The 25,697-nt window shown below is 60.9% G+C and carries 22 protein-coding genes, 1 tRNA gene and 2 pseudogenes; 13 read left to right on the plus strand and 12 right to left on the minus strand.

Features of this window, described 5'->3' with window-relative positions:
- Positions 1–60: 60 nt before the first annotated feature.
- Complete coding sequence (locus ACYQ01_RS00940) at positions 61–621, minus strand: KdsC family phosphatase (RefSeq protein WP_459931960.1); 561 nt, start codon at positions 619–621, stop codon at positions 61–63.
- On the minus strand, positions 618–2,255 hold the full coding sequence (pyrG, locus tag ACYQ01_RS00945; protein ID WP_459931961.1) for a CTP synthase: 1,638 nt from the start codon (positions 2,253–2,255) through the stop codon (positions 618–620). Before pyrG ends, ACYQ01_RS00940 begins: the two co-directional genes overlap by 4 nt.
- 140 nt (positions 2,256–2,395) lie before the next feature.
- Here pyrG and ACYQ01_RS00950 point away from each other — a divergent pair, with 140 nt between their 5' ends.
- The 6 genes and pseudogenes from ACYQ01_RS00950 to ACYQ01_RS00975 all read left to right on the plus strand — a co-directional run bounded on the left by ACYQ01_RS00950 (position 2,396) and on the right by ACYQ01_RS00975 (position 7,103).
- Positions 2,396–3,208 carry a phosphoribosylformylglycinamidine synthase subunit PurQ gene (locus tag ACYQ01_RS00950; protein WP_459931962.1) on the plus strand — a complete coding sequence of 271 codons (813 nt, stop codon included), beginning with the start codon at positions 2,396–2,398 and terminating at the stop codon, positions 3,206–3,208.
- Positions 3,209–3,572: 364 nt separating this feature from the next.
- A complete protein-coding gene (gene tadA / locus ACYQ01_RS00955) occupies positions 3,573–4,097 on the plus strand; it encodes a tRNA adenosine(34) deaminase TadA (RefSeq protein WP_459931963.1) in 525 nt (174 codons plus the stop codon).
- Between the two features lie 169 nt (positions 4,098–4,266).
- Positions 4,267–4,360: transfer RNA gene (locus ACYQ01_RS00960), tRNA-Ser, on the plus strand.
- Between the two features lie 232 nt (positions 4,361–4,592).
- Positions 4,593–5,126, plus strand: a pseudogene (locus ACYQ01_RS00965) (flagellin); the annotation flags it as partial.
- 267 nt (positions 5,127–5,393) lie between these two features.
- Positions 5,394–5,722: pseudogene (locus ACYQ01_RS00970) on the plus strand (flagellin); the annotation flags it as partial.
- 811 nt (positions 5,723–6,533) lie between these two features.
- Entirely contained in the window at positions 6,534–7,103 is a 570-nt protein-coding gene (locus tag ACYQ01_RS00975; protein ID WP_459931964.1) for a hypothetical protein, read from the plus strand.
- A gap of 13 nt (positions 7,104–7,116) precedes the next feature.
- Here the strand turns inward: ACYQ01_RS00975 and ACYQ01_RS00980 are convergent, their stop codons facing one another.
- The 3 genes from ACYQ01_RS00980 to ACYQ01_RS00990 all read right to left on the minus strand — a co-directional run bounded on the left by ACYQ01_RS00980 (position 7,117) and on the right by ACYQ01_RS00990 (position 9,648).
- Entirely contained in the window at positions 7,117–7,581 is a 465-nt protein-coding gene (locus ACYQ01_RS00980; RefSeq protein ID WP_459931965.1) for a universal stress protein, read from the minus strand.
- Positions 7,578–8,567: a protein kinase family protein gene (locus ACYQ01_RS00985; protein WP_459931966.1), complete on the minus strand. Its 990-nt coding sequence runs from the start codon at positions 8,565–8,567 to the stop codon at positions 7,578–7,580. Before ACYQ01_RS00985 ends, ACYQ01_RS00980 begins: the two co-directional genes overlap by 4 nt.
- Before the next feature lie 301 nt (positions 8,568–8,868).
- On the minus strand, positions 8,869–9,648 hold the full coding sequence (locus ACYQ01_RS00990) for an alpha/beta fold hydrolase (protein WP_459931967.1): 780 nt from the start codon (positions 9,646–9,648) through the stop codon (positions 8,869–8,871).
- A gap of 381 nt (positions 9,649–10,029) precedes the next feature.
- Here ACYQ01_RS00990 and ACYQ01_RS00995 point away from each other — a divergent pair, with 381 nt between their 5' ends.
- From ACYQ01_RS00995 to flgL, 6 genes are all read left to right on the plus strand, one after another.
- The gene (locus ACYQ01_RS00995; protein ID WP_459931968.1) at positions 10,030–10,629 is read left to right on the plus strand and encodes a sigma factor-like helix-turn-helix DNA-binding protein; all 600 of its coding nucleotides are present in this window, start codon (positions 10,030–10,032) and stop codon (positions 10,627–10,629) included.
- Positions 10,629–10,904: an anti-sigma factor gene (locus ACYQ01_RS01000; RefSeq protein WP_459931969.1), complete on the plus strand. Its 276-nt coding sequence runs from the start codon at positions 10,629–10,631 to the stop codon at positions 10,902–10,904. Before ACYQ01_RS00995 ends, ACYQ01_RS01000 begins: the two co-directional genes overlap by 1 nt.
- Before the next feature lie 229 nt (positions 10,905–11,133).
- The gene (locus ACYQ01_RS01005) at positions 11,134–11,802 is read left to right on the plus strand and encodes a flagellar hook assembly protein FlgD (RefSeq protein ID WP_459931970.1); all 669 of its coding nucleotides are present in this window, start codon (positions 11,134–11,136) and stop codon (positions 11,800–11,802) included.
- Between the two features lie 26 nt (positions 11,803–11,828).
- Positions 11,829–13,394, plus strand: a complete 1,566-nt coding sequence (locus ACYQ01_RS01010; protein ID WP_459931971.1) for a flagellar hook protein FlgE — start codon at positions 11,829–11,831, stop codon at positions 13,392–13,394.
- A 55-nt stretch (positions 13,395–13,449) separates the two neighbouring features.
- Positions 13,450–15,528 carry a flagellar hook-associated protein FlgK gene (gene flgK / locus ACYQ01_RS01015; protein WP_459931972.1) on the plus strand — a complete coding sequence of 693 codons (2,079 nt, stop codon included), beginning with the start codon at positions 13,450–13,452 and terminating at the stop codon, positions 15,526–15,528.
- 18 nt (positions 15,529–15,546) lie between these two features.
- Positions 15,547–17,061 (plus strand): flagellar hook-associated protein FlgL, encoded by a 1,515-nt coding sequence (flgL, locus tag ACYQ01_RS01020; protein WP_459931973.1) that lies wholly within the window; start codon positions 15,547–15,549, stop codon positions 17,059–17,061.
- 104 nt (positions 17,062–17,165) lie between these two features.
- On the opposite strand, the gene ACYQ01_RS01025 is transcribed toward flgL, so the two are convergent.
- Together ACYQ01_RS01025 and ACYQ01_RS01030 are read right to left on the minus strand one after the other, a co-directional pair.
- Complete coding sequence (locus tag ACYQ01_RS01025) at positions 17,166–17,447, minus strand: anti-sigma factor family protein (RefSeq protein ID WP_459931974.1); 282 nt, start codon at positions 17,445–17,447, stop codon at positions 17,166–17,168.
- Positions 17,448–17,570: 123 nt separating this feature from the next.
- Positions 17,571–18,167 carry an RNA polymerase sigma factor gene (locus tag ACYQ01_RS01030; protein WP_459931975.1) on the minus strand — a complete coding sequence of 199 codons (597 nt, stop codon included), beginning with the start codon at positions 18,165–18,167 and terminating at the stop codon, positions 17,571–17,573.
- 289 nt (positions 18,168–18,456) lie between these two features.
- Here ACYQ01_RS01030 and fliD point away from each other — a divergent pair, with 289 nt between their 5' ends.
- Positions 18,457–20,136: a flagellar filament capping protein FliD gene (gene fliD / locus ACYQ01_RS01035; protein WP_459931976.1), complete on the plus strand. Its 1,680-nt coding sequence runs from the start codon at positions 18,457–18,459 to the stop codon at positions 20,134–20,136.
- Between the two features lie 163 nt (positions 20,137–20,299).
- On the opposite strand, the gene aat is transcribed toward fliD, so the two are convergent.
- The 5 genes from aat to ACYQ01_RS01060 form a co-directional block, all read right to left on the minus strand.
- Positions 20,300–21,025, minus strand: a complete 726-nt coding sequence (gene aat, locus ACYQ01_RS01040; protein WP_459931977.1) for a leucyl/phenylalanyl-tRNA--protein transferase — start codon at positions 21,023–21,025, stop codon at positions 20,300–20,302.
- Positions 21,026–21,162: 137 nt separating this feature from the next.
- Entirely contained in the window at positions 21,163–23,469 is a 2,307-nt protein-coding gene (gene clpA, locus ACYQ01_RS01045; RefSeq protein WP_459931978.1) for an ATP-dependent Clp protease ATP-binding subunit ClpA, read from the minus strand.
- Positions 23,470–23,784 carry an ATP-dependent Clp protease adapter ClpS gene (gene clpS / locus ACYQ01_RS01050; RefSeq protein WP_459931979.1) on the minus strand — a complete coding sequence of 105 codons (315 nt, stop codon included), beginning with the start codon at positions 23,782–23,784 and terminating at the stop codon, positions 23,470–23,472.
- Between the two features lie 414 nt (positions 23,785–24,198).
- On the minus strand, positions 24,199–24,795 hold the full coding sequence (gene cyaB, locus ACYQ01_RS01055; RefSeq protein WP_459931980.1) for a class IV adenylate cyclase: 597 nt from the start codon (positions 24,793–24,795) through the stop codon (positions 24,199–24,201).
- Between the two features lie 20 nt (positions 24,796–24,815).
- Positions 24,816–25,685 carry a CheR family methyltransferase gene (locus ACYQ01_RS01060; RefSeq protein ID WP_459931981.1) on the minus strand — a complete coding sequence of 290 codons (870 nt, stop codon included), beginning with the start codon at positions 25,683–25,685 and terminating at the stop codon, positions 24,816–24,818.
- Positions 25,686–25,697 lie beyond the last annotated feature (12 nt).

Genomic DNA, 25,697 nt, shown 5'->3' on the forward strand with positions numbered 1-25,697 from the left:
AGAAAGACAGCGGCATTCCCGGGAGCTGAACGCGCCTGTTCTCTTGCTCTTTTGCCGGCGTCAGTCGTCAAGCCAGCGCCGCCACAGGGGGTCGCGCTTTCCCTGGGCCATGAGCAGAAACCGGATGGCCTGGCGCACCGCCCCGGCGCCTCCGGGACAGGCGGACATCCAGTGCGCCAAACGCAAGATTTCGGGCTGCGCTCCGGCCACGGTGAGCGCCAATCCCGCCCGGCGCAACGCCGAGGCGTCCAGCCAGTCGTCGCCCATAAAGGCGGCCTGCTCCGGCGCGAGGCCACGTTCTTCAAGCATCGCTTGAAAAAGTGGGGCCTTGGACAGGTGACCGCCCTGAAAGTCCTTGACGCCAAGTTCTTCCATGCGTCGGCGCACCTGGGGATTGCCCAGCCCAGAGAGCACCGCCACTTCAATGTCCGCGGCCTGGGCCAGCTTTACGCCCATGCCGTCTTCAATGGCCAGGCGTTTGAGGTCGTTTTCCGGGGCCAGTCCCGCGTAGAGGGCGTTGTTGGTCAGCACGCCGTCCGCGTCGAGCACCAGCAATCTGACCGACCGGGCCCGGCGAAGCGCTCTGGCCGTCACTTCGCCGGGACGTAGCGGACGCCTCATTGTCCCTTGCGTTTGGCGATGGCCGCCTTGATGAATTCGCGGAACAGCGGGTGGGGCCGCATGGGGTTGGACTTGAATTCGGGATGGAACTGACAGCCCAGAAACCAGGGGTGTTCGGGCAGTTCGACGATCTCCACCAGGGCCTCGTCGGGCGAAAGGCCGGAAAACACCATGCCGCCCTTTTCGAAGACCTCGAAATAGGCCTTGTTGAATTCGAAGCGATGGCGATGGCGTTCCTCGATGCGTTCCTGGCCGTAGGCTTCCATGGCCTTTGTGCCGGGGCGCAACACGCAGGGGTAGGCTCCCAGGCGCATGGTGCCGCCCTTGTCGCAGTTGGGGTCGCGGCGTTCGATCTGCTTGGTGCGGAAGTCGTACCACTCCCGCATGAGGTAGATGACCGGGTCGGGCGTCTGCCGGTTGAATTCCTCGGAGTTGGCTTCGGGCAGGCCGAGCACGTTGCGGGCGTATTCGATACAGGCCAACTGCATGCCCAAGCAGATGCCGAAATACGGAATCTTGTTCACCCGGGCGTAGTTTATGGCTGCGATCTTGCCTTCCACGCCGCGCGAACCGAAGCCGCCCGGCACCAGGATGCCGTCGAGCCCGGCCAGGCGTTGGGCCACGTTTTCCGGGGTGACCTCCTCGGAATTGACGTAGGACAGGCTCACGCGCGACTCGTTGGCCGCCCCGCCGTGCACCAGGGCTTCGTGCAGGCTTTTGTAGGCTTCCTTGAGGTCCACGTACTTGCCCACGATGCCTATGGAGACTTCTCCCTTGGGGCCGGTGAGGCTGACGGCGAGTTGCTTCCAACTGTCGAGCTGGGCGTTTTTGGCGGGCAGGCGCAGGAGAATGGCGATTTTTTGGTCCACGCCCTCGGCATAGAGCTTGAGCGGCAGTTCGTAGATGTTGCCCACGTCCACGCAACTGAACACGGCGTCCGGGTCCACGTTGCAAAAAAGGGCCACCTTGCTCTTGATCGAGGAGTCCAGTTCGATTTCCGAGCGGCAGAGAATGATGTCCGGCTGAATGCCGATGGAGCGCAGCTCCTTGACGCTGTGCTGGGTGGGCTTGGTCTTGAGCTCTCCGGCCACGCGCAGGTACGGCACCAGGGTCAGGTGGATGTAGAGCACGTTGTCCTTGCCCAGCTCGCTGCGCAATTGGCGGATGGCCTCCAGAAACGGTTGGCCTTCGATGTCGCCCACGGTGCCGCCGATTTCGATGATGGCCACGTCTTCGTCCTTGGCCACGCCGAGGATGCAGCGTTTGATTTCGTCGGTGATGTGGGGAATCACCTGCACGGTGCCGCCCAGGTAATCGCCCCGGCGCTCTTTCTGGATGACGGTGTTGTAGATGCGCCCGGAGGTGAAATTGTTGTTCTGGCTCATCACCACGCCGAGAAAGCGTTCGTAGTGGCCGAGGTCCAGGTCGGTTTCCGCCCCGTCGTCGGTGACGTACACCTCGCCATGCTGAAAGGGATTCATGGTGCCGGGGTCGACGTTGATGTAGGGGTCGAGCTTCTGGATGGTCACCTTGAGGCCCCGGGCCTGGAGCAACGCGCCGATGGAGGCCGCGGCGAGGCCCTTGCCCAGGGAGGACAACACCCCTCCGGTAACGAAAATGAACTTGGTGCGCATGGCTTACCCTCCTGGGGCGTGGTATGCTGAAAAAATAGGAAAACCCCGGCCGTGTTGACCAAGCGGCCAGGGGCACGTATTGTCCAGGGGTTCATCTAAGCGCTTGAGGCGATTTTTTCAAGAATCGATGGAGACCCTTCATGGCCCAAGTCAAGACCCTGGTCATCACCGGCTACGGCACCAACTGCGAAGTGGAGTCCGCCCATGCGGCGAATCTGGCCGGTTCCGACCAGACGGACATCGTTTTTTTCTCCGATATCACGGCCGGGAGGGTCAAACTCCCCGGTTATAATTTTCTCATTTTTCCCGGCGGATTTCTCGACGGCGACGATCTGGGCGCGGGCCAGGCCGGGGCCATCCGCTGGAAATACGCCGCCACCGCCACGGGCGAGTCCCTGCTGGATCAGTTGCGATCGTTTTTCGACGAGGGCGGTCTGATCCTCGGCATTTGCAACGGCTTCCAGTTGCTTGTCAAACTGGGGCTTCTTCCCGCCCTGGGCGGACGCTACTTCGAACGCCAGGTCACGCTTTCCAACAACGATTCCGGCCGGTTCGAGGACCGTTGGGTGCGCATGCGCGTCAACGGGCAAAGCCCCTGCGTGTTCACCAGGGGCCTTTCCGGACTCGACCTGCCCGTGCGTCACGGCGAGGGCAAGATCATTCCGGAAAACCAGGCCGTGCTGGACGAAATAGTGGCCGGCAACCTGTACGCCCTGCAATACGCCGACGAGGCGGGCGAGCCCACCCAGGCGTATCCGGCCAATCCCAACGGTTCGCCTCTGGCCATCGCTGGGCTCACCGATCCCACCGGGCGCATCCTGGGGCTTATGCCCCACCCGGAGGCCTTCAACCATCCCTCCAACCATCCGGGCTGGAGCCGGGGAGAGAACACTTCGCCCCTGGGTATCGCCATCCTGGAAAACGGAGTCCGGTATTTGAAGGCCGGCGCGTAAACGCGTTGCGCGGAGGAGTCGGCCGGGCGCATACCATGATTGTATGCGTCGGCGCGTGGGGGGCAAGAAACGCCTCCGGCGGCCAAAGGGGGTGACCCCCTTTGGAATCCCCGGGTGCGTGGCGGCTGGTCTTCGTCTGCGCCAAGCTTGAAGACGCGTGGGTGATCCTGACGTCTGACGTTTGCATGTCGGCGGCGTCGCTTTTGGGTCGGGCTTTGGCCGGCCCAAAAGCGACGCCGCCAGTCTCGGGGGCCTGGGGGCGAGCTTCGCCCCCAGCGGGGTTCAGGGGCGGCGCCCCTGGCCGCCGGAGGCGTCTTCTCTTCTCTTTCTCTTTATCATCATCTTCTCTTCCAACGGAGACCCCATGCCCTCCTGCCCCGCTCTGACGCTTTGTCCGGACCGGCCGCCGCCGGGGTTTTCGTCCTGGCGACAGGTCATGGACGTGGCCTTGGGCGAAGCGCGCAAGGCCACGCTGACGGGCGAGGCTCCGGTTGGCGCGGCTCTTCTGGAGGCCGCGAGCGGCCGGGTGTTGGCCACGGCGCACAATGCTCCCTTGAGCGAGTGCGACCCCACGGCCCATGCCGAGGTGCTGGCGTTGCGCCGGGGAGCCAGAGAGCTTGGTAACTACCGCCTGGGCGGGACGATTCTGGTTGTGACGCTGGAGCCCTGCCTCATGTGCCTGGGGGCCATGGTCCACGCCCGTATCGGCGCCCTGGTGTTCGGAGCGCGCGATAGAAAGGCCGGGGCTGTGGTCTCGAATCTTGAGGGAACCGCCCTGCCCTTTCTCAATCACCGCTTTCCGGTGCTGGAAGGCGTGCTGGCCCAGGAGTGCGGGGCGACGCTGAGCCGCTTCTTCGCGGCCCGAAGAAAGGACAAGGCCGGTCGGTAGCCGTTTTTCGGTTCCCCACGAGCCGTTTTGCAGTCGGTTCTTGCGGCCATGGCGTCGTGTCGCGTCCAAGTCGCCAGGCGTGGCGGCCGGCAGGGACGTTGGCCCGACCGCGCAAAGAACTTGCCAAACGGGCGTGTTTTCACTATGGAGACTCTTCCTTACTTGGCGCGGAGAGGTACCGAAGTGGCCGTAACGGGCCCGACTCGAAATCGGGTTACGGGTTAATAGCCCGTACGTGGGTTCGAATCCCACCCTCTCCGCCACATCACGATTCAAAGCGGTCCGAAAAACCGCGAAAATATTGAGAAGCCGGGCTAGCGATAGTCCGGCTTCCTCCTTTTTGATCCGTTGACAGCCGGACAACACCCGAAGCCGCGCCCCTATTCATGCGACCTGACGCGCCAGGGGGTTCGAATCGTCTTCTATTGAGATATCCACCGCCAGACAGGCGGCATTGCATCCGCCCTGCCTATACGTAAACCGAACCAATAATGAATCCTAAAGATAACGCCCAACCTTCTGTCCGAATCGTACGGGCAGCTTGCCGTCTCCACCCGCCGCCTCTCCTCGGGGCGTCGGGTGAGCTCCTCCTCGGACGACGCGGCGGGCTTGGCCGTGCGGGCGCTGATGCGTTCGGACATCTCTTCTCTCAACCAGGGCATCCGCAACGCCAACGACGCCATTTCCCTGATCCAGACTGCGGACGGGGCCCTCGGCGTCATCGACGAGAAGCTCATCCGCATGAAGGAGCTGGCCACCCAGGCCTCCACGGGCACGTACACCTCGGACCAGCGCCTGATCATCGACTCCGAATACCAGGCCATGGCCTCGGAAATCACCCGAATCGCCAACTCCACGGATTTCAACGGCATCCATCTGCTCAACGGCAACCTCTCCGGCGCAACCCACAGCGGAGCCGGCCTTGTCTCCACCGGCAAGCTGAAGGTGCACTTCGGAACAGGCAACCTCTCGGCCGAGGACTACTATTACATACAGATCGGCACGGCCACGGCCAGCGCCCTGGGCCTGTCCGGCACGGCCGTCACCAAGGAGCCTCTCCTCTCGAAGTATGGCCTGACCACCTCCAGCAGCGGCGCCTTGAACTCTGAGTTGTGGTGGTCCTCGGTCCCCGCCAGCGTGCAGAGCCAGTTTGACGCCACTCAGACTGCGGAAATATACTCGGGCAGCTCCAGCTCCCGCACCTACGCCTTCGCAACGGACAAGAACGGCAACCAGAAGGCCCTATGGGCCTACGCCAGCACGGGCGTGACCGTAGACACCTACGGCGGCATGGCGTCGTTGGGCGCGGGCAGCAGCTCGGGCTCTTCCATCTTCACCCAGGAGCTGGCCCAAAAGGCCCTGGACACCATCAATAAGGCCATCGTGTCCAAGGACAAGATACGGACCAACCTGGGCGCGCTCCAGAACCGCCTGAGCAACACCGTCTCCAACCTGCAGATACAGGGGGAAAACCTCCAGCCGCCGAATCGCAGATTTCAGACGTGGACGTGCCCACTGAGATGACCGACTTCGTCAAGAGCCAGATACTATCACAGTCAGCCGTGGCCATGCTCTCCCAGGTCAACAGCCTGCCCAGGATGGCCATGCAGCTCATCGGCGGCTAGCATTGCGCCCACGAAACGAGCGTACTCGTATTCTGTAGATAATAAACTGAAATGACAGTTTTTGTTCTTGAAAAGCAGAGGTATGTTTTCAAGGGCGCGCCGGCGTCGTGACGCCCTCGAAAAGCGTGGACACGCTTCTTATATAAGTATTATAGCAATAAAATGACATAGGCTAGCCATAATTAGTCCCCTTGGCTTCCAGGCTTCCAACGACCTGGAACCGTTCATGGCGGCGGCATGCTGTTCTAGACGGCGACTAGAGTTTCTCGCTTCCCGAATTTCAGGGCGTTCCCTGCCGGAGTCGGTCACATTTCGCGGCTTCACCCTGAATTCCCAGCCGTCGAGGAACGCATCGCGCCATTCGTCGAGTGTAGCCGCCATGACGTCAAGCTCCCGGTGGACGAGTTCAAGGTCTTCTTCGCGAAGAAGCCTGAGAACGACCTGCGCCGTGTGCTTCCGGCCAGACGATTCGTTGCCCATCCGACAGACAACTCCAGGAAGCTTTCATTTACGGCAGGTTGGTTTTCAGGCCTCCCAGGGCAATTCCCTTTCGGGAAAGGGCTTATCCAGCCAACAGGCAGACCGCCCTCCTCTCCCCGCTTATAGCTTCCCATGAAGGGCGCATGCGTTGTCCTCGGTTCCCCGGGCAGAGTGAACCACCATGTAGCGCTCCTCCTGCCGGGAATCTCCTGACCAAGTTTTTGGAACGTGGGGGCTTGACCTGTATATAAACTTAGGCGAGAGTCCTTATATAAAGAGTGCGCCAAGGCCTTTTTTGTACTCCGAGCAATCTTTATATAAGGAGATACCCATGGGATGGAAAGAAAACAAGCGCGAGCAAGGATTTCGGGACGTCTTGGTCTGGCTGGACCCTGCCGCCGTTGCGGGGCTTGAGCAGTTGAAGGCGGCGCATCCCGGCGTGTCCGTCGCGGAGATCATATCCCGCGCGGTGACCCAGGCCGCCGAAGAGACGCCCGGGAAAGAGCAGCACCCTACAGCCATCGAAGAACGCCTTGGCGTTGCGGAAGACGAGCTCCGGAACCACAAGGATTCCGACCTCGTGGAAAAGCAGGACCTTTGGGCGCGTATTGAAGCCTTGGAGTCGTTCGTCCAGATGCACGCGCCGACTGTCCTTGCTGGCGACGGTGGCGTTCAACCGTCTCTAGGGCCTTATAGAAAGTCTAGCCTAAGTTATGACGCCGCTCTAGCGTCAGAAGACGTTGCGCCGGATGGCCCTACGGATGACGGCCGACAAAAGTACGAAGACCCCGAAGCGCCGAAGAAGCGCACCCGAGCCGCTGTCGCCGCCGGCCCTTTGAACCAGACCGTTGCCGACCGTGTGAAACAGGCGGGCGTCGTACAAATTTTTTATATTGAATAGGGCTAGGGACGGATTACGTCACCACCCACACGGCCCGCCCCTTGGAATAGTGTACCGCGGCCTTGGATACGCTGCCCAGGAGCAGTTCTTCCTTGGCGCCCCGTCCCTGGCGACCCAGGACCAGCACGCCGGCTCCCCGGCGGGTGCATTCCTCCAGAATGCATTGGGCCAGCGACGGACACGACAGGGCCAGCACCTCCTCGGTGATGGACGCGGGGTCGACCCCGGCCTGCACCAGGATGTCGGCATAAATCTTCAGATAGGCCGCGGCTTCGGCGCGGCGCTTTTCGATCCACGCGAGACGCTTGTCCGGGTTGTTGGAGAAATAGTCGGGGTCGGGTTCGGCGATCACGTGGAGCAGCGAGTAGGAAAATCCCCGCGATTCGCCCAGCATCTCGGCCACGTGCTCCACGGCGCGGCGCGAGTTGTCGGAGCCGTCCACCGCCACCAGGACGTGTCGGAAACTGGCATGGTTCATACGCGTTCCTCCGGAACCGGCAGGTCGGGCAGAATTTCCTCGAGGTCGCGCAGCATCTGCCCGGCGTTATGATAGGAGAGCGTCGCCTCGTTGGAGAACTCAATCAGAATCCGGTTCAGCGACTTGGGAATGTACGGGTAGAGCTTTCGCAGGTTGGCCACCCTGTTCTGCCAGACCAGCGAGAGATCTTCCCAGTACAGGGTGTTGAAAAGGGCCGGATCGTCGCGCTTGATGTGCCCGACGATAGCGTCGCCCTTGCCGGTCAGAAAGATCAGGATGTTGCCCAGACCCATGATGTCCAGGCTGTAGATGTTTTCCAGGTGCAAAAAGTTGTAGTCGAAGTCGATCCAACGAAAGCGTCCCGTGTCGGACTCCACCAGAATATGGTCGCGGCGCACGTCGCCGTGCTTTTCCTTGAGAGAGTGCAACAGGGCGATGGCGCGTACGCTTTCGAGGTAGTTTCGGAACACGGTGGGGAATATCTGGTGGAAGTATTCCTCGTGATCGCAGTCGTAGGACAAAATTTCGTCCTGCAAATTCCTGCCGGAGATCACATCCAGCACGCGTATCGGATTGCCGACCTCGTCCAGCCTGGTGACGCCTTGCATGAAGGAGGGATTTCCCCGCACCAGTTCGAGAATGCGGGATTCCTTGCCCGGGCTTCGAAAGCATTCGAAGCTCACTCCGCCTATGCAGGTGTCGAAATGCTCGTAAAAGACCAGCTTGATGATGTTGCGCTCGCCCGTGCCCAGGTTGCGGGCGCGCTTGACCCAATACTTGACCTCGTCGTCCAGGCCAAAGCGGCCCTCGCGGGTGTTGTTGCCCACCAGGAAGCGCGAATCGTCTTCCAGGAGGATCACATCGCCGGAGTTGATGGTATAGAAATCGGAAGTATCACGGAAAACACGGGGAGGCTTGACCTCCCGGCCCGGAAAAAGGCGGCGCAGGTCCTCGATGACCTGGTCGGGGCAGGTCTTAGTGTCCATGGCTTTCCACCTCTCTATCCAGATGCATCGCCTGGCGGGTGGAGTCAAGGAGAACCGTTTCGGATGACGTCTTTTCCGAAAATATCCGGGTTTCGTCCTCCTCGGGTTGCCGGTTGTCGACGGGGCGCCGCCGGGCGGGGTGTCCACGCGGCATAAAGGAACGCGGCACCAGGCATTGGGCCAAGCGGGGCCCGGCTTCGATCGTGCGCGCGCCAGCCAGGCGCCGCGAACCGGTCCGGCCGCGCCCCCGGTTCACGCCCTCGACCGTACCGGACGACGCGACGCCGTTTTCAGGGCCGGGTCATCCGGTGGCCTCGTCCACGTTCAGGCCATGCAGGTCGTTCTTGTCGCATGCGCGTTCGACCCCCGAAGCGCCGGCCATGTGCGAAGCCAGGGCGTCCAGGGTGGCGGCGAGCAGGTCCGGGTCGGTGAGCATGACGGCGGGCCCGCTGTCCAGGTCCAGGCGTTTCATGCCCAAAAGTCCCGCCTGGGCGGCCATCTTGCGCGTCACGTCGTCGGCCTGTTTGCGGCAATGCACGTAGGCGCAGGGGAGGTCCGTCACCTTGGCCCCGTAGGGGTTGGGTTGGGTGAGCGCCAGACGCGGAAACGGTTCCAGGCGCAAGGACACCCAGTTGCGCAATCCCTGGTCCATGGGGCCGAAGCTCTCCACCGAGGGTGGGGAGAGGAGCCATCCCAGATGTTCGCTGGCCTCCAGGGTTTGGCGGGTGCGTTTGCCCGCCAGATCGGCGAAAGAGCGCCCCCGCGCCGGCAGCACGCCGTCGATGTGGATCATTCCCGCCGCTTTGGCCATGAGGCGATGCGCCACAGTGGCGGCCACCATGCCGCCGTATCCGTGTCCCGCCAGGATGGCCCCTTCCAGGTTCTCGTAATAGAGCAACTGACTGACATCCTGCACGTGGCAGGAGAAGTTGAGGTCGATGTGCAGATGGTGGCTGCGATAGCCGCAGCCGGCCAAGGTCGGGACGTGTACGGTGTGTCCGCGTTGGACCAGCCGCTTGGCGGTCGGTCCCCATATCCAGCCTCCGGTGAACGTTCCGTGCACGAGCACGATGTCGGCCATGGTTCCTCCTTTGTTTCCGGGAGGATTGCAAGGCCTCTGCCAATTGGCCGAGCCAGGTTCGACGCGGCTTCCCGGGCATGTGACGTCGCGGACGGCTTACATATTTGAAACGCTGATGACAGAAATGGCGTTTGTCCTCTCTTGTCCCCGCGTTCCCTCAAAACCCCTCCCCTGCCCGCCCCTTTCCGCGCATCCTCCTTGCTAATATCCTGATTTTAAAAAACAAAATAAAACTTTAGGCCTTGGAGACATTTTTTTTCGTTTTCCATGGATGTTCGCTGGAATCGCCCTCGTATATCCAAGCGAGGAATGCGAAAAAACAATCGGCGTCTTTTTGCGGACCACTAGGCTGTTTTCAATCGACTCTTGAAGGAGTTTGTCATGAATATGGTGTCCACCGTCCAGGAAGATATGTGCGTCATGCTCTCTCGCCATCTGAACATTGACACGAACGGTGCGAATAATATCGTGACATTAATTGAAAATGTCATCCGCATGTGTCTTCAGAAGAAGATTGGATTCGTGGACGAAGCCGATGTAGAGCGTGTGAGAAAGATTATCCTGTGCGATCTGGAAAGAAAGCCATCCCGCATTGTTCCGGACTACGATCTCGACAAGTGCTCCATACAGACGTTCATCATCGTCGTGACCCGCGAGATAACCGTGAGCTACATTCGCAACGCGCATTATCCTTCGTCGAGCGTTTCGAGCATCTTCGAGTCCATGAATGTGAACGTGGAAGGCGCGCGGGAAGAACTCGACGCCCTGGACGCCATCTTCACTCCTTCCCAGCGGTGCGTCCTGCGCTTGCGCTACGGCGAAGGGTGCAACGTGATTCAAATTGCCAACATGCTCGGCGTTTCCACCAGCGAGGTGCGCAGCGTGGAGTGGCAGGCCATGCAGAATCTGCAGCGCCAGTTCATCGCCATGCGTCAGTCCATGGCTCCCCGCAACATCGTTTCCACGGTGGGACAAGCCTGATGCGATGCCCGGACATGAACGAGATGGCGGCCTACCTGGACGCCACGCTGTCGGAGGAAGACAGGCTCGCCATGCAGGACCATTTTCGCAAGTGCCGCATGTGCGCCCTGGCCCTGGCCGAACTGAGGGAATTGCTCGGCCTGCCTCCCCAGGACCCCGGACTGTACTGCACCGCCTCGATCAAGTCCCTGCCCGGAATCGAGAGGACCTCCCGGCGAATCAGGCAAGCCGGAAAGCAACACATCGAGCGCCGCGTCTACACGACGGCTGGATAAAGCACACACGCAAAGCGCGGTTGCCAACAAAACGACACCACTCGCTTCAGACGACACGAAAAATCCGTTCCGAGAGATTCGAACGGAAAGAATTGAAAAGAAAAATTTCGCGACGGTCCACAGAAGAAGCTTTTCGCCGATTGTCTTCTTCGCATTCCTGGTCGCCAGCAGCCCACCGGAAAGATCCGGGTCGAGCACGCGGCCATGCCGCACAACCAGGAGAACCGTCATGTACGTCGACACGACCTCGTATCTCAACAGCATCAAGTCGTCCACAACGTCCGACACGGCTTCGTCTTCGCTCAGCAGTGACGACTTCATCACCCTGCTCGTCGCCCAGTTGGAGACGCAGGACCCCACAAACCCGGTCGACGAAAAGGAAATGGTCTCCCAGCTGACCCAGTTCTCCATGCTGGAGCAGTTGACCGACATGAACGAGACCCTCACCAGTGGCCTGTCGCTCCTCAACTATCAGAGCGCGGCCAGCGCCGTGAACTACATCGGCAAGTCGGTCATGGCCACGGGCTACAGCCTGAGCGTCGACGACGGCTCGGTCTCCTCGGCCACCTACACGCTCGACTCCGACACCCCGGACCTCAAGGCCTATGTCTACGATTCGGACGGCAGCCTGGTGAACACCATCGACCTGGGGGCCAAGAAGTCCGGCGACTACACCTTCAAGTGGGACGGAACCGACTCGGACGGCAACGCGGTGGCCGATGGAACCTACTCCCTCGCCCTGGTCTCCACCGACTCCAGCGGGAACGAGTCCACGGTCAGCACCCAGGTCTCCGGCCTGGTGACCGGGATGAGCGTGGAAGACAGCGCCATCAAGCTGACCCTCGAAGACGGACGCGAAGTCAACCTGGCTGACGTGCAGACCGTCACGGCCTCCTAACCCGCTACCACGCAAGGAGAGTAGTCATGGGTCTCATGTCCGCGATGTACGACGGAATTTCCGGCCTGAACGTGCACAGCCAGGCCATGAGCGTGGTGGGCAACAACCTGGCCAACTCGAGTACGGTGGGATTTAAGTCCACCAGCATCCAGTTCGAAGACATGGTCTACGCCAACATCACCACCGGCAACACCATCGGCCAGGTGGGGCTCGGAGCGAGCATAGCGAGCATCTACGGGGACTTTTCCCAGGGCGCGTTCGAAACCACCAGCTCCGCCACGGACCTGGCCATCAGCGGCAACGGGTTCTTCATGGTGCGAAATTCCAACACCGACAGCGTCTATTACACCCGGGCCGGCAACTTCACCTTCAACACCGACGGCTACCTGGTCGATCCCAACGGCTACATCGTGCAGGGCTGGGAAGCCTCCACCGACTCCTCGGGCAACGTCTCGAGCACTGGCGCCCTGGGCGACATCAAGCTCGACAGCTACGTGCTGGCGCCACAGGCGACCACCAAGTTGCGCATGGTCACCAACCTGACGTCCTCGGCCAGCAACAACACGACCGACGACACGGACCCCTACTTCGCCCTGTTCAAGACCTGGGACGGCCTGGCCGACACCCCCCTGGCCGATACGAGCTACGCCTATCAGAGCACCATCAAGGTCTACGACCAGGCCGGCGGCTCTCACACCCTGACCATCTACTACGACAAGGTCAGCAACGCCTCCGGGCAAAGCACCTGGGAATACACCGTCACCTGCAATCCCGACGAGGACGGCCGGGTCATCAACGGCGTGGCTCTGAACACCACCTCGGCGGCCGGCATTCTGGTCACCGGCACCATCACCTTCAACGCGTCCGGCACCATGACCAACATGAGCGCCTTCACCCTGAGCTCCAACGCCTCGGGAGACATGAAGGACCTCTCCAACTGGGTTCCGGCGAACTTCTCCAACGACGGCTACCCCAACTTCACGGCCAATTTCGCCGGGGTCTCCAACGGCAACACCACGCTCGAAACCGGGGCCGTGAACATCAAGCTCGACCTGGGCATACACAGCACCACCACAAACGGCGGTTGGGATTCCACCATAACCAGCGCCGCGGACGTGGGCACGGACGTCAGCAACCTGCCCAGCATCGTTTCGGCCAAGACCGACAACACCACGACCACCAGCTACTCCACCTCGTCAAGCATACTCGACCAGTCACAGGACGGCTACGCGGCGGGATATCTCCAAAGCATAGCGGTGGATACGGAGGGCGTGGTCACCGCGACCTATTCCAACAACGAAACCAAGAACCTCTTCCTGGTCGGGTTGGCGGACTTCACCAGCCTGCAGGGGCTGCATCGCGAAGGCAGCAACCTCTACAGCAAGACCCCCGAGTCCGGGGAACCCCGCATCGGCACCGCCGACAACGCGGGATTCGGCAGCATCTCTTCGGGCACGCTGGAGCAGTCCAACGTCGATACCGCCACCCAGATGGTCAACATGATCACCTACCAGCGCGGATTTCAGGCCAACAGCAAGGTCATCACCACTGTGGATTCCATGCTTTCCGAGGTCATTCAGCTCAAGCGGTAGCGGCGGCGTCCGGCACTGACCAAAGCGACAGCGAATCGTCCCCGGGAGAATCGACATGATAAACAGCCTGCTCACCCTCGGAAAGACCGCCCTGACCAACTATCAGGTGGGCTTGAGCGTCACCGGCGGCAACATCGCCAACGCTTCCACCTCGGGCTACACCCGCCGCGTGGTGACCTACGAAACCGTGGACGAAGGCAATACGAGCATCGGCCTGGGCAGTTCGGTGCAAAGCATCGCGCGCAAGTTCGACGCCTACCTCGAACGGCGCTACCAGCAGCAGATATCCTCCACCTACAAGGCCAGCACCATAAACACCGCCCTCACCCAGGTGGAGTCGCTTTTCACCGACAGCGACGACACGGGCATCTCCACGGCGATGGATTCCTTTCTGACCTCGCTGTCGAGCCTGGCCACCACGGCCTCCAACTCGGCCATCCGCTCCGAAGTGATCGGCAGCGCCGAGCAACTGGCCGAGGAGTTGAACACCATAAGCTCCGCCCTGCAAACCCAGGTGGACGACATCAATTCCGAAATCTCCAGCCAGGTGGACGATGTCAATTCGCTGTTGGACCAGGTGGCCGAGATCAATTCCAAGATCGCCACCGCCTCGGAAAGCAGCGGCCTCTACGACACCCGCGACGAACTGCTCCGGGAACTGGCCACCTACCTGGACATAGACACCACCATCGCCGACGACGGGTCGGTGCGGGTGACCACGGCCGAGGGCCAAACCCTGGTGGACGGCCCGGAGGCCTATTCGCTCACCGTGGGCGCGCCCAAGGTCACGACCCAGCTCTCCACCACGTCGTCCTTCGACGGGCAGCTCTATTTCGAGGGAACGTCGAGCAACGAATTCACCGTCAAGTTCGTCACCGGCGGCGATTGTTCGGGGACCTCCAACGCGGCCACGTTCCAGGTTTCCCTGGACGGCGGCAAGACCTGGATCACCGACGCCGACGGCAAGACCGCCACGTTCCGGGCCGGAGACGTCAACAACAAGGTGGAAGTGGACGGCGTTTCCCTCTGGTTCGGCACGGCCGACGACGAGAACGCCACCCCCACGACCGACATAAGCGCCGGCGACTCCTTCGACGTGATGCCCAAGACCGGCCTCTACTGGGTGACGACAACCGGCGGACTGGTCAATGTGACGCCGCTTACGGGCAATGATTCGGCCAACCGCCTGAGCGGCGGAACCCTGGCCGGACTCTTCGCCGTGCGCGACGAATACATCGGCGAGTACCAGGACCAGCTCGACGCCTATTCCTCCAGCCTGATCTGGAACGTCAACCGCCTGCACAGCCAGGGCGCGGGCCTGAGCAACCTGACCCAGGTCGACGGGGAATACGACGTGGAGAGCACCTCCAAGCCTCTGTCCGAAAGCGGGCTGGCCTGGCAGGATTATCTGGAGTCGGGCAACATCTCCATCGCCCTGTACGATTCCAGCACCGGGGATTACCTCTCGACCACGGCCCTGGACTTCAGTTCGGTCAATCCTCCGGGCATCTCGAATTTCGACCCCAGCCAGCATTCGCTCGAAGACGTGGCCACGGCCATCAACTCCACCTATTCGGGGAAGCTCACGGCCACCATTTCGGACGGCAAGCTCTCCATCACGGCGGCCGACGGGGTATCCTTCCAGTTTGCCGAAGACTCGTCCGGGCTTTTGGCGGGGTTGGGCATAAACACCTTCTATTCCGGCACGGACGCCTCGACCATCGCCGTATCCAGCGTGATAACCAACGATTCCAATCGAATCTGCGCGGGCAAGGTCGACGCTTCCGGCGCGGTGTACATTTCGGACAACTCCACGGCCACGGCCCTGGCCGCCTTGTCCACCAAGACCGTCAGCTTCGCCCAGGCGGGAAACACCGCCTCCAACACCCTGTCGGGCTACCTGAACACCCTGGTGGCCCAGGTGGGCGAAGACACGTCCACGGCGGCGACCAACTACTCCCTGGCGTCGGCCCTGGCCGAAGACGTCAACACCCAGCGCGAAAGCGTCTCCGGAGTGAGCATGGACGAGGAGCTCACCAAGTTGATGCAGTACCAGCAGTGCTACCAGGCGGCGGCCAAGCTCATCACCACGGCAAACGAACTCTTCGACACCGTGCTCAGCCTCAAGTCCTGAGTCAGGCGGGAGACAGCCATGCGCATATCCTTCAACATGATCTACTCGAACTCCATGGACGACATGAACCGCTCCCTGGCCAGCCTGGCCAAGGCGCAGGAACAGATGAGTTCGCAGCAGCGCATCAACCACCCCTCGGACGACCCCTCGGGATACGCCGAAGCCCGGCGCATCACCACCACCCTGGCCAGCCTGAGCCAGTACGAAGAAAACATTTCCACGGCCACCAATTGGCTCGGCCAAGCCGATTCCAGCCTGGTCTCGGCCAGCACGCTCCTGACCAGCATCCAGGAACTGGCCGAACAGGCGGCCACAGGCACGGTCACTTCCGACAATCGGCAGGAGATCGCCTCCCAGGTGCGTAGTCTCTTCGCCCAGATGCTCACCCTGGCCAACACCTCGGTCTCCGGCTCCTCGATCTTCGCCGGACAGAAGACCGACGGAGACGCCTACGTGGAATCGCTCTTCGCTTCGGTCAAGGACGACACCCTCACCCAGGACAACATCGCGGAAGTGACGGGGGCCAGCGAAACGAGCGTGCTCGTGAAGTTCAACGACTCCGGCGTGATCGGGGGCGGCTCGGACATCGAATACACCTACTCCACGGACGGCGGCACGAACTGGACCACCAAGACCCTGGCCGCCGGCGACACCACCCTGGACCTGGGGTCGTGCGCCGTGACCATGACCGACGGCTCGCAGGTGACCGCCACCAGCGACCCCACCGATCTTTCGTCCGGCACCTCCCTGGTGGTCCGGCCCAGCGCCACCTACCTGGGCAACGCCAACGACGGGTCCTCGGTTCGCTCCTACGGAGCCAGCCAGATAAGCGCCACCGCAGACGGCGTGTTCAGCGGCAACGTGACCGTGCGCATTTTGAGTAACGCCAGCCTGTCCGGCACAATATCCTACGCCTACAGCCTGGACGGCGGCGCGAGCTGGACCGCCGGCAACACCACCAGCAACGCCCGCCTGGCCGTGCCCGGGGGATTTCTCACCCTGGCCTCCAACGGCGGATCGAGCCTTTCCGCCGGCGCCCAGTTCACCATAGTGCCCTACTCGGCCGACATCCGCGTGGGCATCTCTCCCACGGGGAGCGTGGTGATCAACAACGTCGGCAAGGACATCTTCGGCGGGCTTTACCAGTCGCCGGGCAGCAGCAACGCCACGCCCGTTTTCAGCGTCAATGGGTCCAACGCCGGAACCAACATCTTCGAAACCATAGGTGAACTCATCGGCTGCCTGGAGACCAACGACGCCGACGGCGTGGGCGATTGCATGGACAAGTTGTCCGCGGCGCACATCCATCTGGAAGACTGCACCGCCGACGTGGGCGGCAGGGAAAACCGTCTGACCTTCGCCTCCAACACCATAGGCACGCTCACGGACAACGCGGAGTCCAGACTGAGCACCGTGCAGGACGCGGACCTGGGGGAGCTGCTTATCCAGCTCACCAAGGAATCCTATACCTACCAGTGCGTGTTGTCCTCCTCCACGAAGATCATGAGCATGAGCCTGCTCAACTACTTGTAGGTCAGGGTCGGGAGAATACGGTCATGAAGGGTGTCGGAACGGAAAATCGCCGGAGCAATGCCGGCCGGATAGGCGAAGTCAAGGGGGGCGTCGCTGGGGGAAGGCTACTTGACGAGCTTCTTGGCCTGTTCGGTCAGACTTCCGAGGGAAATTTCGTCTTCGGGGGAGCCGGAAAGCGCGCTCATCAACTCGCGCAGTTCTTCCACCGCCGCCCGACAGTGGGGACAGTGTTCCAGATGGCGCTCGAAAGCCAGGGTTTCGGCCCGGTCGAGCATGCCGTCGAGATACCCCGCCACGGTCAGGTTGTCGGGACACCCGTCGAGTTCAGGCTGACGTCCATCCTGGAAAGGCGGCGGGAGATTCCCGCTCTTGGCCTTGTTGGACATGCACTCTCCACCAATTTGGTCCGGTCTGCGTTCAGGGAACGTGGTCTTAGGCCATATCCGCCCGAACCGAACCGGTCAAGGAGGACTGACGAAATACCTGATCGGCAGAAGACCCGGAGAGCTTTAGGGGGCCTTTGCGGGACAACCCTCCAATTCCGTTTCGACTTCCTGGCCGAAATGGCGTCTGAGCCTGGTCAGGGCCTGGTGCTTGAGGCTGCGCACGGTCTGGGCCTGAACGCCCAGGGCCAGGGCCACTTCGGCCACGTCCATGTCCTTGGCGTAGAGCATGTCCAAAATCTGACGTTGCCTGTCGGAGAGCAGGCTTTGGGGAATATCCGGCAGGCCGTCCGCCACATCGTCGCGCCGGTCGGGCAATTCTTCGTCCAAGGGAACGGTTTCGAAGCGGCGCAAGGGCTTGCGCAGGTGGTCCATGGCCGTGGAACGGGTGACCACGGTAAGCCAGGTGCTCATGGACGCCCGGCTGGGATCGAAGGTCGCAAGCAGACGGAAGTTGTCCTTGACCAGCTTGAGGAACACGTCCTGGGTGATGTCGCGGGCTTCGTCCTGGTCGGTCACGCCGGTGCGCATGCGCAGCAGGCGCAGGGCGACGCTGTAAATAATGCCGGCATAATTTTCCACATATCGGTCCCAGGCGGCTTTTTGGCCGGCCAGCACCGCGTCAAGATCGGCGCGCTCAAATCGGATTGTGGGGTTCCGCACGGGGTAGCACCTTGTTCTTTCAGGGCATTTTCTTTGAAGGATTCGGTTCGCCAACAGACCCGCAACGCTGGGAATAAAATTCCCCATGGGATGTGTGGCAACTTTCGTGCCCAACCGGCCGGCAAGGGGAAAATGCCGAAGGGAACCGATGCCCGGGGAAGCGCATGCGCATCCCCCTCAAGTAGGTAGTGCATCCAGAGAGCCGTTCGGTTCCACGCGGAGCGAAATTTTTTGAAAATTGCCCCGGAAAAAACGGGGCGGCGCGCAAGACCAGCAAGCGAGGTACGCCATGTCAACCACAACCGCTTCGACCACGTATACGTCGGGACAGATCTATTTTTCCGGCATAGCCAGCGGTACCGACTTCGACACGCTCATCAACAAGCTGGTCGAGGTCGAACAGACCCGTGTGCAGACCTACGTTACGTGGCAGCAGTCCTGGTACGACAAGATCACGGCTTTTCAGGAACTCAACACCGCCCTGCTCAGCCTGCGCACCACCCTCAAGACCATGGACACCGTGGACGAGTTTCTCAAGAAGTCGGCCTCGGTCTCCAATACGGACGCCCTTTCGGCTTCGGCCAGCGGAGAAGCGGAAAACGGCACCTACACCTACAGCGTCAAGCAGTTGGCTCAGAACAAGATCATGGTCACCACGACCGGATACTCTTCCCTGAGCAGCACGGTAAACTCCGCCGGAACGTCCAAGTCCCTGGTCTACACCTATGCGGGGACCACCATATCCAACAGCATTCCGGCCGGTGCCACGCTCAACGACGTTATCAACATCGTCAACACCAACTCCTCCACCACCGGCGTGCGGGCCTCGTCCATCTACGACGGACAAAACTATTACTTGCAGATTCGCGGACTCGACACCGGCGCGGACAACACGCTGACCATTTCCGGAGCCACAACCGTCACCGGCCTTGGGGCGAGTGACTTCGATACCACCCAGGACAACCAGGACGCGCTTTTCAAGGTCAACAACTGGCCCCTGGGCGACAACTACATTTCACGATCGACAAACACCGTTTCCGATGTGGTCACGGGCCTTACATTCAACTTCAAGTCGTCCGGCGCCGGAAACATCGTGGTGGCCGTGGACACGGACGCCGTGCTTTCCAACGTCAACCTCTTCATTTCCGAGGTGAACGAGATACGCACCATGATCGAAGAGTTGACCAAGTACGATTCCTCAAGCCAGACGGCCGCTCTTCTCAACGGCAACTACAGTCTGCAGATGATCGACTCCATCATGGAGAACATAACCGCATCCCCGGGCCTGGGATTCAACACCTCCTCCGATCTCTATACGTCCCTGGCCACGGTGGGACTGACTACGGACGCGGACGAGGGCTCAGACACGTTCGGCCAGATCGTGCTGGACGAGGATCTCTTCGATGCGGCCCTGGCTTCCAATGCCAACGCCGTGGGACTGCTCTTCGCCGGACAGTATGTCGGCAACACGGACAGCGGCGACATCGCCTTCACGTCGTACGTCAGCGATTTGACAAAGCCCGGCGATTACGACGTGGAATACACGATCTCCAACGGACGCATCATCTCGGCGCTCATCGACGGACATTCCTGCGTCTACTCGTCGAACGGAAACACGTTGACAGGCCAGTACGGATACGACGAACAGGGCATGGTGCTTTATGTCGCCAACCTCGAAGACGGAACGTACAACCACAGCGTGTATCTGCGGCAGGGAAAGGCCGGCCAGCTGGTGGACGAACTGGCCACACTGACGAACAGTACCAACGGCCCTCTTGCCATCCTGGAAGACAACTACCAGACCATCATCGAAAACATCCAAGACAAGATCGATCGGGAGAACGACAGGATATCGACGATGGCCACGCACCTGAGGACCATGTATGCCAATGTGGAAACCGTGCTTGGAGACTACTCAAATATACAGACAAGTCTGGAGTCGTACATCAGCCAGTTGAGTAGCAGTTAGAGTCGAAGCGGCGAAACCGTGACGACTTCACCTCACGGTCTTTTGGGGAAAGCGTTCGCGCCCGGCTGCCGAAAAAAAGGGGCCGAGCGCAAGGACGTTTCAGGGGAAGAGGCTGCGAACGCGCAGGTGGGAAATCCGGGCCAGGCCGCCGACAGGAAAGGACTCAGCCGCGCAGCCGGTCCCGCAAGGCCAGACGATCCGCCCACCAGTCGGGGGTTGACCAGAGGCCGGAAGCCCCTTGCTGCGAGCCGGCCGCCAAGGCCAGGCGTCGGAAACGGTCGCCGGGTATTTCGCGCGCGCCGAAGCGCATGACGTGGGGTGTGGCCTGCTGACAATCCATAAAGTAAAACTTTAACTCTTCGAGCAGCCACACCAGATGGACGAACGCCACCTTGGAAGCGTGCGAACAGGTGTGAAACATGGACTCGCCGTAAAAAGCCCGCCCCACGGACACGCCGTAGATACCGCCCACCAGATCCCCGTCCAGACGACACTCCACGCTGTGGGCGTGGCCGGCCTTGTGCAGTTTGAAAAACGCCCGGATCATGGCGTCGGTTATCCAGGTGCCGCATTGTCCCACCCGGGGCATGGCGGCGCAGGCGCTGATGACGGCCTGGAAGTCCTGATCCACCCACACGTCGAAGGGATGGGTTCGCAGATAGCGGGTGAATCGTTCGTTGAGTAGTAGCCATTGCGGCGTGATGATGGGTCTGGGCGCGGGGCACCACCACATGATGGGATGCCCCTCGTTGTACCAGGGGAAAATGCCTTGGCGATAGGCTTCCAGCAATCGCGCGACCCGAAGGTCCCCTCCCACGGCCAACAGGCCGTTGGGTTCGGCTCTGCCCGGGTCGGGAAATTGGACGCTCGAAGAGAGCAAATAGACCACAAACCACCTCGCGAGACCCTAGTGTCTTGTCGCACTAGCACACCACGGGCGATTTCGCAATTTTTCGGGGGAAAATACGGCTCAACACGCGAAAAAAAGCTCCTGGGGAGGGAATTTCCTCCCCAGGAGGTCAAATTTCAGGCTTTTTCCTTTTCAGGCGTACGCGGCTTGATGTCGAAGGTCAGAACGGTCTCCACGGTGGTGGTTTTGTCCTTTTTGGGACCTTCGGCCGCCACGTCGGCCACCACCAGGCCGCCTTTCTGCAATTTGCCGAAGAGCAGTTCGTCCGCCAGGGGGTCCTTGAGCTTTTCCTGAACCAGCCTGGCCAGGGGCCTGGCCCCGTAGGCCGGATCGTGGCCCTTTTCTGCCAGCCACGTCACCGCCCGGGGAGTCAGGTCCACGGTGACCTTCTTGTCCTTGAGCTGCACATTGAGTTCGGCCAGGTACTTGCCCACGATCATTTCCATAATCTCGGAGGAAAGCGGGCTGAAGTTGACCACCGCGTCCAGGCGGTTGCGGAACTCCGGAGAAAACAACTTCTCGATGGCCTTTTTCCCGTGCGCGGAGAAATCTTCTTCCTTGGCCTTTCCGAATCCGATGGACTTGGACGACATCTCCCGGGCGCCGGCATTGGAGGTCATGAGCAGGATCACATGACTGAAGTCGGCCTTGCGCCCGTTGTTGTCGGTCAGGGTGGCGTAGTCCATGACCTGGAGCAGGATGTTGAACATGTCCGGGTGGGCCTTTTCAATCTCATCGAGCAGAAGCACGGTGTGCGGGTTTTTGCGGATGGCGTCGGTGAGCAATCCGCCCTGCTCGAAGCCCACATAACCCGGAGGCGCGCCGATGAGTCGGGCCACGGCGTGCTTTTCCATGTATTCGCTCATGTCGAAGCGCACGAAGTTCATGCCCAGCACGTTGGCCAGCTGCTTGGCCAGTTCGGTCTTGCCCACGCCGGTGGGACCGGCCAGCAGGAAGTTGCCCGTGGGCTTGCCCGCCGGGGCGAGTCCGGCGCGTGAGCGCTTTATGGCCTTGGCCAGGATGGCGATGGCTTGATCCTGCCCGAAGATCAATCGTCCGAGTTCGCCTTCCACATTGGAAAGCCGGGTCTTGTCCGACGAGGAAACCCGCTGGGCCGGAATGCGGGCCATGCGCGAGATAACCTTTTCCACATCGCCCACGCCGATGAGGTTTTTGCCCTGGCGTCCCGAGAGCTGGTACACGGCCCCGGCCTCGTCGATGACATCGATGGCCTTGTCGGGCAGGTAGCGGTCGCTCAGGTGCCGGGACGACAGCTCCACCGCGCTGCGCAGGGAGCCCAGGGTATACCGCACGCCATGGTGCTTTTCATAATACGGTTGAAGCCCCTTGAGAATGTCCACGGCTTCTTCCTTGGAGGGTTCGGGCACGTCGATCTTCTGGAAACGACGCGACAGGGCGCGATCCTTTTCGAAGTGGTTCTTGAACTCCTCGTAGGTGGTGGAGCCGATACACCGGATGGCGCCGGAGGCCAGCACCGGCTTGAGGATGTTCGAGGCGTCCAGCGTGCCGCCGCTGGTGGCGCCCGCACCCACAATGGTATGAATTTCGTCCACGAACAAAATGGCTCCGGGCGTAGCGGTCAGCTCGTTGATGACCGACTTCATCCGGGCTTCGAAATCGCCCCGGTACTTGGTCCCGGCCAAAAGCGATCCCATGTCCAGGGCGAATATCTTGGCGCTTTTGAAGGCTGCGGGCACGTCGCCCTGGGCGATCTTGAGGGCCAAGCCTTCGGCCAAGGCCGTCTTGCCCACGCCCGGATCGCCCACGAACAGCGGATTGTTCTTGCGCCGCCTGGCCAGCACCTGCACCGTGCGGGTGAGTTCGTCCGCGCGTCCGATGATGGGATCGACCTTTCCGGCGCGGGCCTTTTCCACCAGTTCCTGGGTGAACTGGGACAGGGCCGACTGCTCCTTGCCGTTGGGCTGGGCCGCTCCGGACTTGGAGTCGGCGGTCGAATCCTGCCGATAGTTTTCGAATTCCTGGGCGTGGGCGATGCACTCCAGCACATCGAGCCGGTTCACCCCATGCGACTTGAGAAAATACACCGCGTAGGAGTCGTCCTCTTCGAAGAGCGCGGCAAGAACGTCGCCCACTTCCACGGTGTCCTTGCCGGCGGCCTGCATCTGCATGATGGCCCGTTGCAAAACCCGCTGCACGCCGAGAGTCTGCACAACTTCCGATGTCTGACTCTCGGGCAATATTTCCATATGCTCGACGAAAAACCGTTCGAGTTGATGTTTGAGACGTACGACGTTGGCCCCGCAGTGGATGAGGATGGATTTTCCGCTCTCCTCGCCGAGGATGGCCCACAGCAGGTGTTCCAGGGTGAGATATTCATGGTTGCGGCGTTTGACTTCCTTAACCGCTTCCGTCAAAACGCGTTCGAGCTTTTTGCTGAGCATTTATTCCTCTTCCATGGTGCTTTTCAGGGGGTATCCGGCCTTTCTGGCCATCTGGCGCACCATCACCACCTTGGTTTCCGCCACTTCCGCGGTAAACACACCGCACACTCCCATCCCGTTGTTGTGCACGGCCAGCATTATTTTGGTCGCTTCGGCTTCGTTTTTATGAAAAACCGTCATGAGCACCTGCACAACGAATTCCATGGTCGTGTAGTCGTCGTTATGCAGAAGCACCTTGAACTTTCTCGGCTCCCGTACTTCTTCCTTTACACCGGAACCTGATTCTATATCTTCACGCGAAAGTGGGTCGGTCATGTCGGACTCCGAAACGGCAACGGGGGGATTGGGCTTGGAAATAAGTCGTGGAAGGAGTTTGTCGAGCCCCTGGCCGGGGTTCTTCCGCCCCGCATATGGTGTGGGCATAGCCCGTTTTCCCCCTAGCGGCAATACGGTTCGGGGGACGCCTTCAGCATTTCGTGTGAACTTCCAATGGAGATTCACGCGGTGAAAAATACCAACAACACGTCGAATTCATAAACGATGCGTGCGCGTTCCATGGCGTCAATACGGATGCGCTCACCAGGAAGACCTGCCGACCGTCTCCCTCTGGCCTGATACGCCCGCATCAAGGGCGTTCACCCTTCGCGGTCGCGGACGACGCATCGGATTGGGCTGGTATTTGCGCCTTGCCAGGGGGGAGCCGTCGGGATCGACTCTTTTTGCGGGCCGCTACCGCTCGGGTTCGGTCAGGCGGAGCAATTCGGCTCGCCGAGCCTCGTCGAAAAGGAAGCTGTCGGCTTCGGGAAGGCCGGCTTCCCGCAGGTGTTGCCTAAAGAGGTCGTGGTAGGTGGCCGAACTGGCCTGGGCCATATCCAACCCCAACAACGCGGCGGTTTCGGCGATGCCTTCGGGTGTGGATTCGATTTCCACGTACCGACCGAAAGGCAGAATGTCCAGGCAGATGACGGCGTCAGGCAGCCGCCAGACTTCGCGACATTTTTCGTAGTCCAGAAACGGCCGGTATCCCAGGCCTTCCAGAATGCGGGCCATGGCCTCGAAGTCTTCGAGCCGGGTTTCCCTTTCGTCCATGACCTTGAGTCCGGCCCGGGCCGGTTCGGAAACCGGGCTTTTGAAGGTCAGGGTCACGCGTCCGTCGCGTCGCAGGCGCAGCAGTTGCCCTTTGCGACGCAGGTCGCCGTCCGTGGTGTCGTAGACGCGGTTTCGCTCGAAGCGCGGTTCGGCTCCCACGGCTCCCAGTGCGACGAGTCGCGTCTTGAGGCCGTCCAGATCGTCGACGTGAAATTTCGATTCCACTTCACGGGGCATGGCGGTCGGGCTCCTGGCTGTCAAATCTTGCGGTAGACCGTGGGGGCCACGGCCTCCAGGGGCAGGTTCATTCCCGTGGTGCTTTCGGAGTGGCCGATGAACAGGTGTCCGCCGGGAATCAGGTTGTCACAGAACCGGCTGAGCAGGTTTTCCTGGGTTTTGCGGTCGAAATAAATGATCACGTTGCGACAGAAGATAATGTGCATGGGCTTTTCAAACGTGAAGTCTTCCATGAAATTCAGTCGCTCGAAACGCACCATGTTGCGCAGTTCCGGGACGATGCGCACCAGACCGGCCTCGCGGCTTTTGCTGCGCAGAAGATACTTCTTCTTGCGCTCCATGCTCATGGTTTTCACCCGTTCTTCGGGATAAATGGCTTTCATGGCCCGTCCGATGACCTGGGTGGAAATGTCCGTGGCCAGAATGGAGAAGCGAAACCCCTGGGTGCGTTCCCGAAAGTCCGAAAGCACCATGGACAGGGTATAGGGCTCTTCCCCGGTGGAGCAGCCGGCGCTCCAGAGGCGAAGACGCTCACGGAAGCCGTGCTGCTGCATGAATCCGGGGAGCACTTCCTGCTGGAGCAGTTCGAAGTGCTTGGGTTCCCGAAAGAATTCCGTGGTGTTGGTGGTCACGGCGTCGATCAGGTTCACCAATTCCAGTTCACGGCCTTTCGGGGAAAACAGCAGGTCACAGTACTGGGTGTAGGTCTCCAGATCCAGGACGCGCAGACGCTTTTGCAATCTGGCCTCGAGCATGGATTTCTTGGCGGTGGTGAGCTTGATCCCGCACTCGGCGTAAATGAACTCGCACATCCGCTTGAAATCGCGGTCGTGCATTTGTTGCTGCCGGCGTCCTTGCGCAAGGGGAGAGGGTGCGCGGTCTTTGTTCATGGACCAAGCCTT

The sequence above is a fragment of the Fundidesulfovibrio butyratiphilus genome, from assembly GCF_054657235.1.